Annotated in this window: 15 protein-coding genes; 11 read left to right on the top strand and 4 right to left on the bottom strand. The window is 57.1% G+C overall.

All coding sequences use genetic code 11. From position 1 onward, the window contains the following. Window positions 1-64 precede the first annotated feature (64 nt). Genes GOW92_RS15820 through GOW92_RS15810 form a run of 3 tightly spaced genes read left to right on the top strand, consistent with a single transcriptional unit; the run spans window position 65 to window position 2,293 of the window. Window positions 65-1,018, top strand: a complete 954-nt coding sequence (locus GOW92_RS15820) for an alpha/beta hydrolase (protein ID WP_170561631.1) — start codon at window positions 65-67, stop codon at window positions 1,016-1,018. A gap of 59 nt (window positions 1,019-1,077) precedes the next feature. After that, the gene (locus tag GOW92_RS15815; protein WP_170561629.1) at window positions 1,078-1,587 is read left to right on the top strand and encodes a nuclear transport factor 2 family protein; all 510 of its coding nucleotides are present in this window, start codon (window positions 1,078-1,080) and stop codon (window positions 1,585-1,587) included. Between the two features lie 10 nt (window positions 1,588-1,597). Further along, on the top strand, window positions 1,598-2,293 hold the full coding sequence (locus GOW92_RS15810; RefSeq protein ID WP_170561627.1) for an SDR family NAD(P)-dependent oxidoreductase: 696 nt from the start codon (window positions 1,598-1,600) through the stop codon (window positions 2,291-2,293). A gap of 2 nt (window positions 2,294-2,295) precedes the next feature. On the opposite strand, the gene GOW92_RS15805 is transcribed toward GOW92_RS15810, so the two are convergent. Next, window positions 2,296-3,132, bottom strand: coding sequence for a LysR family transcriptional regulator (locus GOW92_RS15805; protein ID WP_170561625.1), 837 nt, complete (start codon window positions 3,130-3,132; stop codon window positions 2,296-2,298). Between the two features lie 91 nt (window positions 3,133-3,223). Between GOW92_RS15805 and GOW92_RS15800 the strand changes: the two genes are divergently transcribed. Further along, window positions 3,224-4,219 (top strand): quinone oxidoreductase family protein, encoded by a 996-nt coding sequence (locus GOW92_RS15800; RefSeq protein ID WP_170561623.1) that lies wholly within the window; start codon window positions 3,224-3,226, stop codon window positions 4,217-4,219. 30 nt (window positions 4,220-4,249) lie between these two features. Continuing rightward, window positions 4,250-4,990, top strand: coding sequence for an SDR family oxidoreductase (locus tag GOW92_RS15795; protein WP_170561622.1), 741 nt, complete (start codon window positions 4,250-4,252; stop codon window positions 4,988-4,990). Window positions 4,991-5,352: 362 nt separating this feature from the next. On the opposite strand, the gene GOW92_RS15790 is transcribed toward GOW92_RS15795, so the two are convergent. Then, window positions 5,353-6,000 (bottom strand): class I SAM-dependent methyltransferase, encoded by a 648-nt coding sequence (locus tag GOW92_RS15790; RefSeq protein ID WP_170561620.1) that lies wholly within the window; start codon window positions 5,998-6,000, stop codon window positions 5,353-5,355. Window positions 6,001-6,096: 96 nt separating this feature from the next. Between GOW92_RS15790 and GOW92_RS15785 the strand changes: the two genes are divergently transcribed. The 6 genes from GOW92_RS15785 to GOW92_RS15760 all read left to right on the top strand — a co-directional run bounded on the left by GOW92_RS15785 (window position 6,097) and on the right by GOW92_RS15760 (window position 13,389). Continuing rightward, on the top strand, window positions 6,097-6,996 hold the full coding sequence (locus tag GOW92_RS15785) for a LysR family transcriptional regulator (protein WP_170561618.1): 900 nt from the start codon (window positions 6,097-6,099) through the stop codon (window positions 6,994-6,996). Then, window positions 6,953-7,501, top strand: coding sequence for an AAA family ATPase (locus tag GOW92_RS15780; RefSeq protein WP_368040298.1), 549 nt, complete (start codon window positions 6,953-6,955; stop codon window positions 7,499-7,501). The genes GOW92_RS15785 and GOW92_RS15780 overlap by 44 nt, the downstream gene beginning before the upstream one ends. 814 nt (window positions 7,502-8,315) lie before the next feature. Continuing rightward, entirely contained in the window at window positions 8,316-9,821 is a 1,506-nt protein-coding gene (locus tag GOW92_RS15775) for a trimethylamine methyltransferase family protein (protein WP_170561616.1), read from the top strand. A 12-nt stretch (window positions 9,822-9,833) separates the two neighbouring features. Next, entirely contained in the window at window positions 9,834-10,277 is a 444-nt protein-coding gene (locus GOW92_RS15770) for an SRPBCC family protein (protein WP_170561614.1), read from the top strand. Next, on the top strand, window positions 10,270-10,974 hold the full coding sequence (locus GOW92_RS15765; protein ID WP_170561612.1) for a maleate cis-trans isomerase family protein: 705 nt from the start codon (window positions 10,270-10,272) through the stop codon (window positions 10,972-10,974). Before GOW92_RS15770 ends, GOW92_RS15765 begins: the two co-directional genes overlap by 8 nt. Continuing rightward, window positions 10,975-13,389 carry a GcvT family protein gene (locus tag GOW92_RS15760; protein WP_170561610.1) on the top strand — a complete coding sequence of 805 codons (2,415 nt, stop codon included), beginning with the start codon at window positions 10,975-10,977 and terminating at the stop codon, window positions 13,387-13,389. It begins immediately after the preceding gene. On the opposite strand, the gene GOW92_RS15755 is transcribed toward GOW92_RS15760, so the two are convergent. Both GOW92_RS15755 and GOW92_RS15750 read right to left on the bottom strand, forming a co-directional pair. Then, window positions 13,386-14,306 (bottom strand): LysR family transcriptional regulator, encoded by a 921-nt coding sequence (locus GOW92_RS15755; RefSeq protein ID WP_170561608.1) that lies wholly within the window; start codon window positions 14,304-14,306, stop codon window positions 13,386-13,388. The two genes, GOW92_RS15760 and GOW92_RS15755, sit on opposite strands and share 4 nt — an antisense overlap. A 206-nt stretch (window positions 14,307-14,512) precedes the next feature. After that, window positions 14,513-16,192, bottom strand: a complete 1,680-nt coding sequence (locus GOW92_RS15750; RefSeq protein WP_170561606.1) for a thiamine pyrophosphate-binding protein — start codon at window positions 16,190-16,192, stop codon at window positions 14,513-14,515. Between the last annotated feature and the right edge of the window lies 1 nt (window position 16,193).

Raw genomic sequence — 16,193 nt, 5'->3', positions numbered from 1 at the left:
CAGCAGCGTATCTCAACTGTCATCGGGCTTGCGCCCATCCAGACAGATTTTGGGAGATACCGCTATGAACACCCTCGCCCTGAACACCGCCGCTGCGCTTATGGCATCAACAGCAGCCGTCGCGCAGGTTGAAACCCGCGCCGTTACCTTCGAGAACGAAGGCGCTATGCTGTCCGGCACGCTGTACCTACCGGAAGAGCGCGGATCAGAACCGCTGCCGACGGTCGTCGTGACCGGAGCATGGACATCGGTTCAGGAACAGATGCCCGCCAACTATGCCCGCGAGATGGCCGAGCGCGGCTTTGCCGCCTTCACCTTTGATTTCCGCGGTTGGGGCAAATCGGGCGATTTGCCGAAGAACGTGCGCTTCGTAGAAAGCCCCGAGGCCAAGACATCGGACATCAAAGCTGCCATCGCATTCGTCGCGACCCTGCCCGAAGTGGACGCCGATCATATCAACGGTCTGGGGATCTGCGCTTCGGCCGGGTACATGGTCGATGCGGTTTCCGGCAATCCGTTGGTTCAGCGGCTGGGCTTGGTTGCACCATGGTTGCAGAATGAAGAGATCGTCGAGGCGGTCTATGGCGGTGCAGAAGGTGTCGCAGGGCTGATTGAGGTGTCCCACGCCGCCGAGGCCGCTGGTGGCCAGATCATTCCGGCGGCAGGCCCCGAGGGTGCAGAGGGCGTGCTGATGCCGATCGGCGGATACTACTATGAGGCCGACCGTGGCGCGATCCCGGAATATGATGACAAGTGGAACAATGCAGGCTGGGAAGGCTGGCTGACCTATCATCCCGCCGACAATCCGCAGCGATTGGATAAGGCACTGGCTATTGTGCACTCGGAAAGCGCGGCGATCCCGCAAGGCGTACAGACCTTCCTTGCCGGTCTCGCAGGCGAAGCGACGGCGCAATGGCTGGAAGATGTCACGCAGTTCGATTTCTACGACAACCCCGAGGATGTCACCCGTGCGGCAGATACCGTCGCTGACCACTTCCGCGCCGGTTCGAGCAAATAAACCCTTCCGGACGCCGAGTAATCGATCGGCGTCCACCCTCATCTATTCGGAGCATCCTCATGCGTAGAAAACTCACATCGACTCTTGCTGCCGTTTCCATGATTGGAACCGCGGCTCTTGCTGAACAACAGACGGATATCTCGACCGCCATCACCGACATCGCAGCAGGTGCTGACCGCCACGATTGGACCCGCGTACGCGACGCGTTTGCCGATACCGTCACGACGGATTACACCAGCCTCTGGGGCGGAAACCCGGTTACACAACCCGCAGATGAGCTTGTGGCGGGTTGGTCCGCTTTCTTGCCCGGTTTCGACGCGACGCATCATATGGTGACCAATCATACGATCACCTCTCTGTCCGATACATCCGCCACGGCACAGGCTGATTTCACAGCAACCCATCGTCTTGATGACGGCTTGTGGGTGCTGGGCGGCCGCTATGACTATGAGCTTGAAAAATCAGACGATCGCTGGGTTGTCACATCAATGACCATGACGGCAATCTGGGAATCCGGTGACCGTGGGCTTGTGGCTCTTGCCGGCCAACGCGCGGCCGAGGCGAATTGAAGGAGAGACCATGACCAGTCAGCGCATCGCACTCGTGACCGGCGCCAATCGCGGTATCGGTAAAGAAGTTTCCCGCCAATTGGCCCGAGATCACGGCATGAGGGTTCTGATCGGTGCGCGCGATCTGGCGAAAGGGAAGGCTGCCGCGGATGAGATCGGATATGGGGCGGAAGCCTTGGAATTGGATGTTTCAAGTCCGGACTCTGTTGCCGCCGCCTTCTTTTTGATGGTTGAATCTATCTATGGTCGTCTCGATGTTCTGGTGAACAATGCGGGTGTGGATTATGACACCGACCAACAGGTCCACCTCGCCGATCTGGATCGCGTTCGCCGCGCGTTTGATACGAACCTTTTCGGCCCTTGGGAGACGACGATCGCAGCGGTGCCACTGTTACAACGAGGCACGGATGCCCGGATCGTAAACGTCTCATCTGGCGCGGGGTCTCTGACCAATATGTCCGCCGGCACGCCCGGCTATGGCGTGTCCAAAGCGGCTCTGAACGCGCTCACCCTCAAGACCGCTGCCGCGTTGAAACCTCAAGGCATTCTCGTGAACGCTGTGTGTCCCGGCTGGGTTGCGACGGATATGGGCGGTGGAGGACGTCCGATTTCCGAGGGCGCCAAAGGCGTTGTCTGGGCCGCGACCTTGCCGAAAGGCGGCCCGACCGAAGGGTTTTTTCGCGATGGCATTGCAATTGATTGGTAGGTTCAATCGGGTGTCATAAAATCAATCAGCTTCCTGACCCGCGCAGGCAAAAGGCGACGACCAGGATAGACGGCGAACATGTCCCGCGTCATCGGTTTGGCGTCTGTGACCTGCAGCCGTTGCAAATCACCGTCCATCATATCCATAGGCAGCATCGCAACACCCAGATTGCGGCGGGCCGCCTGCGCAATGACATCAAGGTCGGACAAGCTGTGCGCGATCTGCTTCGGATGCAGTGTTTCCCCACTCTCTAGCACCCAGGGCTGTCCAGCCGTCAGCGCGGGCTGCGCCAGAAAGTTACGCCGTGATACTGGACCGTCCAACCCACGTTCTTGGATGAATCCTTGTCCTGCGCAAAAGCAGTAAGGAACCGACCAAAGCCGTTTCGCGACAAGACTGGAATCCGTAAGCGGGCCGACCCGAAACGCCAGATCGATATTGTCGCGAAAGAAGTCCAGCATGATGTTGGTTGTGTTCATCTCCAGCGCCACATCCGGATTCTGCTCCGCAAAATCCAACAGCCGAGGGCCAATGGTGGTACGTGCAGCCAGCGGAGGTGCGGTGATGCGGATGCTGTGGCGTCTGGTATCGTCGGCAAAACCCGCAATACCTTGTAACGCCTCGATCGGGTTCTGACATCGGTCCAGAAGGCGACGGCCCTCCTCCGTCAGGCGAACCTGGCGGGTTGTCCGCTCGAGCAGTTTGGCACCCAGATGGTCTTCCAACTCTGCGATCCTTCGGCTGACCCGGCTGAGCGGTATGCCCAAACGGTCCGCAGCCTTGGAAAAGCTGAGGTGGTTGGCGACGACAGTAAACAGGGCAAGGTCGTTATAGATCATTATCCTATTTTTGGGATTATATCTCTCAATATCAAATATTATCATTTGATGGCGTGATTTCTACCTTCTGCGCAACAGAAGGAGACAGCTCATGCCTTTCGCCGTTGAAATCACCCAGACCGGCAAACCGGACGTTTTGCGCAAGACCAACCGGCCGACCCCTTCCCCTGATGCCGGGGAAATCCTGATCCGCAATAAAGCCGGGGCGGTCAATTTTATTGACACGATCATCCGTCGCGGTGAGATGCCTGAGGGGATGATGCCCAATCTGCCTCATGTACCCGGGGTCGAAGGGGCCGGAGTGGTCGAAGCGCTGGGTACGCGTGTCGAAGGCTTCTCTGTGGGGGATCGCGTGGCGTGGATGGGGCCGATTGGCGCTGGTGCATACGGTACGCATTCGGTGATTGCAGCACCCTATGTCACCCGGTTGGCCGATACCGTGAAGTTCGAAACCGCCGCGGCAATCCCCGTCAACGGGATGACCGCCTATCACATGCTGGTCAATCTGGGCGGCGCTGCGGCGGGCAAATCCGTACTGGTTCACGCGGCAGCCGGGGGTGTCGGCACCATGGCCCTGCACATCGCAAAGCATCTGGGCATGACAGTGATCGCCTCGACCAGCACCGACAAGGTTGGGTATGCCAAAGATCAAGGTGCCGATCACGTCATCGACTATCGCACCGAGGACGTTACTGCGCGGGTGATGGAACTCACCGACGGGCGCGGCGTGGATCTGACGCTGAACCCAATCTCGGGCGAGTCTCTGAAATCAGATCTCGATGCGCTGGCGCCTCTGGGCACTGCAGTTCTGTTCGGGTTCCTTGCCGGCCCGCCATCAGGCAGTTTTGCCGAAGACTTGGCGAAGCACTTCCAGAAATCCGTCTCGATCCGAGTCAGCGACATATACACATATTTTGGTAACCGACCCGATCAATTTAGCGCGGATATGGCCACAGTGTTTAATCTGCTTGAGACGGGCGTTCTGCGTCCGCAGGTCACGGCTCTGCCTATTGCCGAAGCCGCCGAGGCACACCGCCGTCTGGAAGCCGGTGAAACCACCGGCAAGCTGGTGCTGAGCATCGACTGATCAATCCAACAAAAACGAGGAGCCATAACAATGAGTACGGTTTTCGAAACCGCCCTGAAAGGCAAGCACATTGTCATTGTCGGCGGTAGCAGTGGTATGGGGAAGGCAACGGCAAAGATGGCCACCGCCCTCGGGGCAAAGATCACTATCGCCAGCCGAAGCGGTGCCAAGTTGCATGCGGCGGCAGACGAAATCGGCGGCGGAGTGCAGATCGCACCGGTCGATACAACTGATGAGGCCGGCGTGAGATCATGGGTCGGGGCCCTGGGCGCGGTGGATCACCTAGTGATCTCAGCTTCAAGTGCTGCGCATGGTGCGTTCACCGATCTGCCCACAGACGATCTGCGCGCCATGTTCGAAGCCAAGTTTATAGGGCCCTATTTGGCTGCGCGCGAAGTGTTGCCTGTGTTGGTTGAAGGCGGCTCGATCACGTTCTTTTCCGGTGTGCTCAGCCGTCGCCCATCCGCCGGAGCCACTGGCCTCGGCGCGGTAAATGCCGCAGTCGAGGCACTGGCGAAAGGATTGGCGCTGGAGTTGGCTGGTCGGGCACGGGTGAATTGCATCAGCCCTGGCATGGTCGCGACTGAAGCCTATGCCGAAATGTCGGAAAAAGCACGTGAAGGCATGTATGCGCAAGTTGGTGGCACCCTGCCCGTAGGCCGAGTCGGAGAGGCCGACGACATCGCGCAAGCAGTGATCGTGGCGATGACAAACGGGTTCTTAACCGGCACTGTGCTGGATGTAGACGGCGGCCACCTGGTGCGTGCTTGATGCCTGGCCTAAGTCCTGTGTTAAGAGCAAAGTGCGCCCAACATTGCGGCCAACCATTTCAGTGGGTGAGAGGATTACCGATTTCCACTTCCTCAGCAAAGCTGCCGTTCACCCCGAGTGCAGCGATAGTCTGCTTCCGACCCTGAGCGACGATTGCTACGTTCGTCATCTATGTCGTCTTTGGGCGCGAAGCAGTCATTTGCTGCACCAGGCCTGAATGACGGCTCGGCGGACAAAGGCCTTTCACAATAGCTTTCTCAAGGTGGTAGCAGACCGAAGTAACTCCGTTCAATACAGTATGAAAGTATCGTGCAATGAGTCGCAAAGATCGTTCAACGAATGCCGCTGAACGAACTAAAACTTCAAGATTTTTGCGCGACTATATAGCGGCTCTGGAGCATTGAGGCTTGATCGGACGTAAAAAGGATATCGAAGCCTGCGGACGCAATCTTCCTTTCAAGCGCTGAACCAGACACAAAATGCACAAATGGGGCTTTCCCAAGAGCCTGCATAATTGGGATCGCGACCCGACTGATCATCGCATATTTGAAACCACCGCTCTCAGGTGCGCAGACGGTTTTGGATATGAAAAACCCACCGGGTTTTGTTAGCGCAGAAATGTGCTGGAGCGCTTTGTCCAAATCGGGCAGGAGATGAAGCAAATTATGCGCCAAGACTACGTCGTAAGAACCTTCATCAAGACCGTGCTCGAGAACTTCAGCCACCTTGAAAGTGACATTCTCCAATCCTTCTTTAGCACGCTTGTCATCGGCAATCTCGATCATGCCCGGAGCGAGATCCGTGGCAGTGATATGGGCAACATGCGGTGCAAGCAGCAGCGCGGTTGAACCCGTTCCGCACCCGATTTCCAGTACGTTGTCCTCTGCTTTCAGGTACGACTTCGTAACCTCGAGCGTTTTCAGATACCCTTCCATGTTGCGGATTGGGTCTGCCGCATACTTTTGCGAGATTTTGCTCCAGAACGCGGCATCCTTGGACAAAGCAGCCATTTCATCACTCTCTTACAAGGTCGTTGCCGTATGCTCTAGTTCCAAACAATCATTTATGGAATTGCCGCAATCTGCAGAAGTGTTATGCATAAATGCATGAACTGGAAAGCCATCAATTTCGACTGGAATCAAGTACGGTCCTTTCTTGCGACAGCCGAAGAAGGCTCGTTTTCAGCAGCGGCGCGCGTTCTTGAGCAAACTCAACCCACTGTCGGCCGTCAAGTTGCTGCGCTGGAAACGGCGCTTGGCATCACCCTGTTTGAAAGAGTCGGAAAGTCGCTTAATTTGACGACTGCTGGCGCCGAGCTTTTGTTGCATGTCAGAGAAATGGCGGATGTGGCAAACAGGATTTCTGTTACCGCAACAAGTCAGTCGCAAGCTGTTGAAGGGCAAGTCAGGATTACCGCGTCCGATGTGATGTCTGCCTATCAACTGCCGCCTATCCTGAAAAAGATCCGACTTGCGGCACCGCGACTGGAGATAGACATCGTTGCTGCAAATGACATACGAGACATACAGCGACGTGAGGCTGATATCGCCATCCGACATGTACGTCCGACGCAGCCTGATCTGACAGCAAAGCTCGTCGCCGAGGCCACAGCTCATTTTTATGCGGCACCGTCGTATCTTGATCAGGTGGGACGGCCAAAAAATGAAAGCGAACTTGCGAAATTGGACTTTGTCGGGTTTGGGGACATCGACACGATGATCGGCTTTCTCGATCCGGCGGGCATAAATGTCACCCGAAAAAGCTTCCGGATTGGCTCACAAAGCGGGATTGTATCCTGGGAACTGGTGCGCCAAGGTTTTGGCATAAGTGTAATGTCGGATGATGTGGCTGCCTTAACACCAGGAGTGGAGCGCGTGCTTCCCGACCGCGAGCCGTTTAAGTTCCCGATTTGGCTGGCGACGCACTCCGAGTTACATACTGCACGAAGGATCAGACTGGTGTTTGATCAACTCGCGGACCAACTTAGCTCAGGGATCATCAGGTAAACCGGGAGTTCGTTTTATGTCACAGGTCATTCCAACGCTCCACTTGCTATGTGGCAAAGTCGCTTCCGGAAAATCAACCCTGGCAGCGGAACTGGCGGAAAGAGACGCGGCCGTGCTCATTTCAGAAGATGAATGGCTTAGCGCCCTTTTTGGCGACCAGATGAAGTCCCTGCAGGATTATGTGAATTGCGCTTTCAAACTGCGACTGGTCATGGGTCGTCACGTAGCGACCCTGCTGAAGGCTGGCGTTTCAGTCGTTCTCGATTTTCCAGCGAACACAATTGAAAACAGGGCCTGGATGCGCGACCTGTTGAAAGACACTGCTGCGCAGCACCACCTTCACTTTTTGGATTTGCCCGATGAGGTTTGTCTGCGTCGGCTGCAAAAGCGCAACAGAGAAGGAGCGCATGCCTTTGCAGCAACAGAAGATCAATATCGCCGTATTGCCCGGCATTTCGTGCCACCATCATCTGAGGAAGGTTTCAATATCATAACTCACCGTTAGCGGCTCCAGACATTCAAAAATGTCGCGGCAGGAATTAGGTATTTTGGCCAACCGCTCTCACTCGAAAAGTGAACAAATGCTCACAGACACACTTTACCGGGTCTTAAGTCTGGAGTTTGCGGTGTAACGAAAGGTGTATTCCAACTTTCACTTGCCGCCCAATGCTCGCAGTCCACAAACACATCGGGCCAAGCATCATTTCTATTCCAATGATATAAAGAGTGCTTTCGGGTGACCTTTTTTCAAGCACAAGCTTGGAAAAGCACCCGTGGCAGAGGCTATCAGCGTTAAAAAAGTCCGCTTTGGGCTGTTGGCAGCCTTGTGCACTCGCAACTACCAATCACTTGGCTACGTCCGGTCCGAGCTCAATGCATCAGCTCGGGCGTGTCGCAGAGAATGTCGGCAAGGAGCCCGTTCTTTGATTTTGGTTTTTTCGGTGCGCACGCTCGCTGCGGATATTTTGCTGCATGGGAATCCGCCGTTGTACCGCAGCGCGGCGAGAAAACCAGGCGTTCACACCTCGGGCAGCATTGTTGACCTGCCCAATTTGGGATGGAGCTGACATTTAGAATGTTAAACTCCAATGTCTGCTGCAACAACCCATAGCGGTATGGGCGGACACCAACGTCACAGGAAAGCCCTTTTCAAAAGCGACGCATTCACTGGCTTGAGATAACCGAGCTGTTGCGATGAGACTCATACAGCGCAAAGCAACGCTAAAGACCTTTCGTGAATTTTGTTCACCAACTGAGCCGGTTTATTGAATTCTCAACACAAGACAATTGCGCTTTATTGGTGTCGTTGAGGGGCGTAGATGGTTAGACGCACGCGAAGACAAGAGACATCAGAAACCGGATTGGAGCCGGGCGCACTGCCTGCACTTCAGATTGGGGGTGCTTTGAGGCCGCTGTCGTCCTTGGAATTGGCTGCCATCGAAGCGCATGCCTATGACATTCTTTCGACAGTGGGTATGGTCGGCTTGCCGGCAGAGGCGATCGAACGGGCGATTGCTGCAGGGGCGTGGCATCGCCCTGACGGACGCCTTTGTTTTTCAAATGAGATGATCAGAAATGCACTGTCTCGTGCTCCAAGAAAGATCACGTTACCGGGGTTCACTGCAGACAGGGATTTGCGGATCGGCGGCAGCCGGGTTCACATCGGGACCGGCGGAGCGGCCGTTCAGACTCTGGATGCCGCAACCGGCGCCTACAAGGACAGCTCACTGAGCGATCTCTACGATCTGATGCGCGTATTGGATGCATCGTCGAACATCCACTATGGTGTACGGCCCGTTGTTGCCAGGGATTTGACAGACCCGTTCGAGCTGGACATCAACACCGCGTTTGCCTGCCTCAAAGCCACTTCGAAACCAATTGGCATCAGCTTTTGCGAGCCTGACCACATCGACCCGATAGTTGAGTTGTTCGATATAGCGCTCGGCCACAAACATGCATTCCGGGAAAGACCGTTTTGCATGGCAGTGATTGTCCATGTGGTTCCCCCGCTGACCTATAGCGCCGAAGGAATACTGATGCTGGAGAAGGCCGTGAGAGCAGGCATGATCCCGCAGATTTGTTCGGCTGGCCAGGCAGGTGCGACAAGTCCGGTCACCTTGGCCGGCGCATTGGCACAGGGCTTGGCAGAATCGCTCGCAGGCTTAGTGGTGGTTGACGGAATCCAGGCGGGTAGCCCGTGCATTTATGCGCTGATGCCCTTCATTTCCGATTTGCGCACCGGAGCCATGAGCGGTGGCAGTGGTGAAGCAGCGATCGCCAATGCTGCCGCGGCCCAGCTTCTGGCCCATATCGGCCTACCATCCACAGTCTCGGCGGGTATGACGGATTCCAAGATGGTGGATGCCCAAGCGGGCTATGAAAAAGGCTACACCGTCGCCCTGGCCGGACATGGCGGCGCCGACATGATCAACCTTTCCGTGGGGATGCTGGGCTCGATCATGGTGGCCAGCCCCGAAGCGATGGTGATCGATGACGACATGTGCGGGGCAATCCTGCGCAGCATCAGGGGGATTGAAGTGAGTTTGGAGACACTCAATCTGGACGCGGTGGAACGCGTCGTCACCCAGGACGGGCATTATCTTGGGGAAATCGAAACGCTCAAGCGTATGAAGTCAGACTATCATTATCCGGCTCTTGCCGATCGCCAAAGTGTCGATGACTGGGTTGCTGCAGGCCGTCTTTCGATCTGGGATCAGGCACGGACCCGCGTGACCGAGATTCTGGCAGCACCGCATTCGGCCCATCTTGATGCAGAGGCTGAAGCACGTATTCGAGCCAACTATCCCATCCATCTTCAGCCCTAAAGAGGAGCCGACATGCACGTCTTCAGAAGTATGGTCATCGACAGTGACATAAACAGAGTCTGGGCGGCCGTTCGCGCCTTTGACGGTGTAGTGCATTGGAATCCGGGCGTGGCAGGTGTTGGCCTGGAGAACGGATCACCGACCGCCACCGGCACCATCCGCAAGCTGGACATCGCCGATGGCACAGTGTTCCGGGAAACATTGTTGGCCCATTCTGATACCGATCATTCCTATACCTATGACATCCTCGAAAGTGCGCTTCCCGTGACCGGGTACGTGTCCACGCATCGATTCATTCCGATCACCCATACCGGCCAAACTCTGGGCATCTGGGAAAGCCATTTCGACTGCGCCCCCGGGGTCGCTGATGAAATGGAAAGGACCGTCGGTGACATGATCTATGTCGGTGGCATGATCGGACTGAACCAATTCCTGAAGGAGACTGAGAATGGCTGACACCCTTGCCACTCGCGCCGTAATTGGCGTCATGACGCCTGCGATGAATACCGTGGTCCAGCCCGAGTTGGAATTGCTGCGACCGAAGGGTGTGACCAACCAGATGCAGCGCTTTCGTTTGGGGGGCGATGCGGTGTCGGATGACCTGCCCGACGAAGCGGCAAAGTTGATGGACTGTGCGCCGTCGGCAATCGCCATCGGCCTGACAACCGACGCAGGGCCCGGCGGGCCGGACAAACTGAAGGCGCGATGCGAAGATATCGCACAGCAGGTCGGCGTGCCGGTGATTGGCGCTTCGCAGGCCGATTATGTGGGGTTGCGCGCCTTTGGGGCGACGCGTGTTGGCATTGTCACGCCGTTCAACGCTGAAGTCGATGCTGTGGTGAAAGCAAATACTGAAAACGCCGGGTTCGAGGTGGTCGCGATCAAGGGCACCGAAGCGCCCTCGCTTCCTGCCATCTGTGAAACTCCGTTGGACGATATCCGGTCCGTCTTTGCTGAAGTCGCTTCCTCGGATTGCGATGTTATCCTTCAGGTCGGAACCGCGCTGCCCGTGGTGGCCATGATCGGCGCGTTGGAAGACACCCACGGCAAGCCAATCGTGGCCTGCAATGCGGCGGTCTATTGGCAAGCGCTGCGCGCCGTCGGCATAACCGATCCGATCCCTGGTTTTGGTAGACTGTTGGAGTCGCACTGAATGCAAAGCCATGCAGAGGTTGTTGTCATTGGCGGTGGCGCAGTTGGTGCTGCCATCCTGTATCATCTGGCTAAGGCGGGCGTCACCGATGCCGTTTTGCTTGAAAAGAATGAACTGACTGCGGGGTCGACGTGGCATGCCGCGGGCAATATTCCCACCTACGCTAACTCGTGGTTGGGCATGCGCGCCGGAAACTATGCCTGGCAGCTTTACAAGGAGCTTGCCAAAGACCCGGTCGCGCCGATCACCTATCGGCATACATCCGCTATCTGGCCTGCTCACACGCCTGAGCGGATGCAACTATTCCAACACCTGTGCGGTGTGTCTCGATCGGCGGGGTTTGAGCTGTCGATGCTGACGCCGTCACAGATTGAAGAGATGCACCCTTATTGGCAGGCTGACGATACAATCCATGGTGGGATATTTGATCCCTATGAGGGCGACATCGATCCCAGTCAGTTGACCCATGCACTAGCCAAACACGCCCGGGACTTGGGTGCAATGGTTCATCGGTTCACGCCCGTCACAGGATTGCGGCAGCATGCGTCGGGGGAATGGGTGGTTGAAACATCGACTGGCACCATTGTCGCGGGAACCGTGATAAATGCGGCGGGCTCAAGCGGCGGACGGATTGCGGCAATGGCGGGGTTGCACGTGCCTGTCGTCACCCTTGAACACCAATATATGGTGACATCGCCTCTGGCGGTTCTCGAGAAGGACACCGACGCGTTTCCTTTGATCCGAGACCCCGACATGCGGTTTTATCTCAGGCGCGAACGAAACGCCTTGTTGCTCGGGTCCTATGCCCACGAAGGGCGCCCGGTCTGGCAAGACGGGGTTCCTCAGGACTTTGACCATCAGTTGTTTGCAGATGATATCGACGGGATGATGGCGGTGTTCGAAGCGGCCTCAGCCCATGTGCCTCTGCTTGCCGAAGCGGGTGCCCAGCGTTTCGTTAATGGCCCGATCCCCTATTCGCCTGACGCACTTCCCCTTGTAGGGCCCGCCGCAGGTGTTCGAAACTTCTACCATGCGACAGGCGTTCAGATTGGCATCACGCATTCAGCGGCCATTGGCAAAGCCATGGCCGAATGGCTGACGACAGGCGAAACCGAATGGGATCTGTCCGCCTGGGATCCCCGCCGGTTCGGGTCATGGGCCACGCAAGACTATGCAGCGGCACGCGCGTCCGAGCATTATGACCTGCAATATGCGATCCCCTATCCTCATCGTCTTATGGATTCTGGGCGACCGCTCAACAAGACCCCGCTCTATAAGCAACTTGTCGAACAGGGCGCGGTCATGGGACAAATCGGCGGCTGGGAACGGGCATTCTGGTTCGATCTGGGCAGGACAAGCGATCCAAGCGCTTTGAGCTTCGGACACGAGCCTTGGCAGGATGCCGTGCGGATTGAATGCGAAACGGTTCGTGATCGAGTCGGGATCATGGACCATGGCGGCTTCACAAAATTCACCCTGGATGGGCCCGACGCGGCCAAGGTGCTTGATAAAGTAGTCTGCGGAACGCTGCCGCCTGTCGGTCGGGTGCGTCTGTCCTATATGCTGACACCCAAGGGACACATATGGTCAGAAGCGACAATTGCCCGTTTGGCCGACGACAGATTTCTGCTGTGTGGCCCTACCCTGGCTGTTGATCGAGACTTCGACTGGATTGCGACCGCTTGCGGCGATGCCGACGTTCGTTTGACCAAGGGTTGCACTCGCGATGGCACGCTTTTGGTGATGGGTCCGAAATCCCGCGATCTGTTGCAGGGCCTCACTGCCAATGACCTGAGCGCGGCCAATGCACCCTGGATGAGCCTGGCCGAAATCGAGATCGCAGGTATGCCGGTCACGGCCATGCGGGTCAGTTTCGTGGGCGAGTTGGGTTGGGAGCTACATGTCGCCTCGTCAGATCTGGTGGCCCTTTACGATGCGATCTGGGCGGCGGGCAAGCCGCATGGCATCTGCAATTTCGGTTCTTACGCGCTTAATGCCATGCGCGTCGAAAAGGGATATCACGGCTGGGGCGCGGACTTTGGCGTTGAATACACGCTGTTCGATGCTGGTCTTTCCAGATTCGCGAACATGTCCAAGCCTTTCACCGGTCGACAGGCCGTTGAAGAACAGGCAATGCAGGAAGCTGCATGGGCCTTTATCGGGTTGGAGATCACCGATCTCGGGCCAGAGCCATTGCCATCCGACCCGATCATCCGAGAGGGGCGGGTCATCGGTTATCTGACGTCGGTCTCGATGGGCTGTCGAACCGGCAAGTTGTTGGCGCTCGGCTACGTCGAAAATAGTTCGCTCGAGATAGGAGCGGACTGTTTTGTTCAAGCCTTCGGCGAGATGCGCGCGGCAACGCGTCATTCTCACCATGTGTACGATCCAAAAAACGAGAGGCTCCGGTCCTAACCGAACCCGCCGTTTGCTGAAGACCACCGCGCAAGAGCTTGGGCGACTTCCAGAATGGGGCCTGTGCCCTTGTCTTCGGATCGTATCATTGCGACCCAAGGCACTTCGATTCCATCCTTGCCGACGCGCAGGCCAACTATACGTCCAGCTTCGATGGCCGGGCGCACGGCCCAGCCAGCAAGCACGCTGCTGCCCTGACCGGCGGCCACAAGCTCGACGATGGCTTCGGGCATCTCGACCGTTGTGGTCCAGCGTGGATAGCGCCCGGACGGGCGAAACAAACGGGCAAATTCACGATCCGGCTCAGGGGTCAGGGCGTAGGTGATGAAGTCTTCCCCTTCGATATCCTTGCCTTCGATATGAGTTTTTGCGGCAAGCGGGTGATCTGGTGCGAAGATGAACAGCAACTCGTCCCTGAACAGTGGAATACAATGCGTTCCAATGGGGGTTGCCTCTTCTGACGTCACAACGATGTCGGCGTGCCTGTTTGCAAGTGCGCCAACAGGTTTGCGCGTCACGCTTGCCATGACCTGTAGCTCAATTCCCGGTAGCCGCGTTTGCAGATAGCGGATGAAATCGGGCAACCAATGCGACGCGCTGTAGGTTTCGACCGCGATGCGCACGACATGCTCCACACCGCGGTCCATTCGTCGAACATCGCGCTCGGCCCGGTCCATTTCGGTCAGAACGCGATCCGCGACATCGGCAAGATATTCCGCCGCCGGGGTCATGCGCAGGCGCTTGTGGATGCGTGTAAACAGAACCAGATCCAACCGTCGTTCGGCTTCTTTGATGCGATGCGAAAGAGCCGATGAAGTGACCCCTAAAGCCTCGGCCGCATCATTGACACGCCCGTGTTCGGCAATCGCGCGGATCATCTTCAGATGACGCAAATCAAGAAAGGGGCCTTCTGCCATTTGAACCTGAGCAGATTTCACATAACAGGTGATTTTCTTTATCGCTATTCATCATAGGTCAAGTCGAAACTTTGATCGAGTGAGACCGTCCGTTATTAGCCTTGGACGAACATTCCAGCATCAACATGCTTGCGCCCTTTTCTCGGGCTGCATGCGCGGCACAAAGATCCGTGTTACCAGCGTCGATGATAATGGAGCACAGGCGCTCATGCCTTTGCCCCATTCCGCGGTGCCCTGAACAGGTCCTTGCGCAGCGTCATGAGCGCGCCCGGATCGATCTTGGCTTGAATAATTGTTGTTTGTTCCGATGTAATGGCCTCTTGTAGGGCGGGGCCCATACCCCCGGGCCCGTTTACCCAGATGCCCTTACCGCCGCAAAGCTCAGCGAACTTGTCAAACCGGGGGCTTTCTATTTCCGCGCCCAGAAGGCGGCCCCCGTAAAACTCTTGCTGATAGGCTTTCTCAGCGCCCCATGCCTCGTTGTCGAGCACCACGACGGTAATCGGAAGCCTGTGCGAAATGGCGGTTTGAATCTCGATCATAGTGTAACCAACAGCACCGTCGCCCATGATCGCAACAACCGGACGCTCAGGGGCCGCGGCTTTTGCGCCAATCGCTGCGGCAAGACCAAAACCGACCAGACCAAAATCCAGCGGTGTGATCAGTGACATTGGTTCGTAATGGGCCAGGCGATCCGCGGCCTGAAGGCAGGTGTTGCCGGTATCAAGTGTAACAATGGCGTCTTCAGGCAAGGCATTGCGCAGCTCCGCCAAAGCGCGGCGAGGGTGCAAGGGCAGCGTTTCGATTACAGCCTCTTTGGCCCGTTCAACCCAAAGACTGTCCATATCCGCCTTGAAGCTCTCGCGCCATGCGTCGCAATTTGGCTTCTGGCCTGCCTCGGTCAGCGCTTCGGCCGTGAGGCGCGCGTCACCTTGAGCCGCGATTTCAGCAGGGAAATATCGACCAACGGCAGAGCCTTCGACATCAACATGCGCGATGCGGGTATCTGCACCAACGTAGTCGTTGGAATGGAAGGTGGAATTGAAGCCAAGACGAGCGCCAATCACGACCATCACATCTGCCTCTTTCGTCAGACGACTGGCCACGCGGTTGCCGCGCGGTCCGGCTTGTCCGGCAAACCAGGGGTGGCCATGGCGCATCACATCTGCATGGCCGGTCGAGGCCACAACGGGCACTTCAAGTGTTTCTACCAGCGCGGTCAGCGCATCACGACCCGCGCCCCATTTGAAACCACCTCCGGCAAAGATCACCGGGCGTTCCGCCCCGGCCAGCAACGCGGCAATGGTGGTGACGTCAGCAGGCGCGGCCGGACCCGGGCGCGCAATCCGTAGCGGTCTGGGATCAATGGCGGGGATCTCTTCAGCAAAAAGGTCGCGTGGGACATGCAGCACAACGGGGCCTCGGCGACCGGTATTGGACAGACGGATCGCATCCTCAAGCATCGGAGCCAGCCGCGAAGGATCTGTCACCATCACCGAGCGTTTGCAGATCGGTGCAAAGAGGGTAACCTGATCGACCTCCTGAAACGTGTCCTTGCATTGATCCGCGCGGGTGATTGCGCCCGCGATGACAACCATCGGCGAATAGGCTAGATGCGCCTCGGCCACGGCCGTCACGATATTCACCACGCCGGGACCGGCCTGCGCGCCTAAAACCACGCCTGGCTTGCCGGTCATACGCGCCCAAGCATCGGCCATGTGACCCGCCGCGCGTTCATCGCGCGCACCGACATAGGCAATCTCTCCGCCCTGATATAGCGCGTCATAAAGTTCCAACATTGATCCACCCAAGAGGCCGAACACAGTGTCGATCCCATTGGCCTTCAAAACGCGATAGACGGCCTCGCCGCCGGATATATTAGTCATC

Origin of the sequence: Ruegeria atlantica (assembly GCF_013032505.1) — a bacterium.
GTDB lineage: Bacteria > Pseudomonadota > Alphaproteobacteria > Rhodobacterales > Rhodobacteraceae > Ruegeria > Ruegeria atlantica_F.
This window is presented reverse-complemented; position numbering and strand designations above follow the sequence as displayed.

What these genes read in the sequence shown, in the direction of transcription:
- GOW92_RS15755 (WP_170561608.1), bottom strand. Translation starts at nt 14,306, where the DNA reads ATGGCAGAAGGCCCCTTTCTTGATTTGCGTCATCTGAAGATGATCCGC.
- GOW92_RS15805 (WP_170561625.1), bottom strand. Translation starts at nt 3,132, where the DNA reads ATGATCTATAACGACCTTGCCCTGTTTACTGTCGTCGCCAACCACCTC.
- GOW92_RS15770 (WP_170561614.1), top strand. Translation starts at nt 9,834, where the DNA reads ATGCACGTCTTCAGAAGTATGGTCATCGACAGTGACATAAACAGAGTC.
- GOW92_RS15750 (WP_170561606.1), bottom strand. Translation starts at nt 16,192, where the DNA reads ATGACTAATATATCCGGCGGCGAGGCCGTCTATCGCGTTTTGAAGGCC.
- GOW92_RS15790 (WP_170561620.1), bottom strand. Translation starts at nt 6,000, where the DNA reads ATGGCTGCTTTGTCCAAGGATGCCGCGTTCTGGAGCAAAATCTCGCAA.
- GOW92_RS15775 (WP_170561616.1), top strand. Translation starts at nt 8,316, where the DNA reads ATGGTTAGACGCACGCGAAGACAAGAGACATCAGAAACCGGATTGGAG.
- GOW92_RS15800 (WP_170561623.1), top strand. Translation starts at nt 3,224, where the DNA reads ATGCCTTTCGCCGTTGAAATCACCCAGACCGGCAAACCGGACGTTTTG.
- GOW92_RS15760 (WP_170561610.1), top strand. Translation starts at nt 10,975, where the DNA reads ATGCAAAGCCATGCAGAGGTTGTTGTCATTGGCGGTGGCGCAGTTGGT.
- GOW92_RS15815 (WP_170561629.1), top strand. Translation starts at nt 1,078, where the DNA reads ATGCGTAGAAAACTCACATCGACTCTTGCTGCCGTTTCCATGATTGGA.
- GOW92_RS15785 (WP_170561618.1), top strand. Translation starts at nt 6,097, where the DNA reads ATGAACTGGAAAGCCATCAATTTCGACTGGAATCAAGTACGGTCCTTT.
- GOW92_RS15820 (WP_170561631.1), top strand. Translation starts at nt 65, where the DNA reads ATGAACACCCTCGCCCTGAACACCGCCGCTGCGCTTATGGCATCAACA.
- GOW92_RS15810 (WP_170561627.1), top strand. Translation starts at nt 1,598, where the DNA reads ATGACCAGTCAGCGCATCGCACTCGTGACCGGCGCCAATCGCGGTATC.
- GOW92_RS15765 (WP_170561612.1), top strand. Translation starts at nt 10,270, where the DNA reads ATGGCTGACACCCTTGCCACTCGCGCCGTAATTGGCGTCATGACGCCT.
- GOW92_RS15795 (WP_170561622.1), top strand. Translation starts at nt 4,250, where the DNA reads ATGAGTACGGTTTTCGAAACCGCCCTGAAAGGCAAGCACATTGTCATT.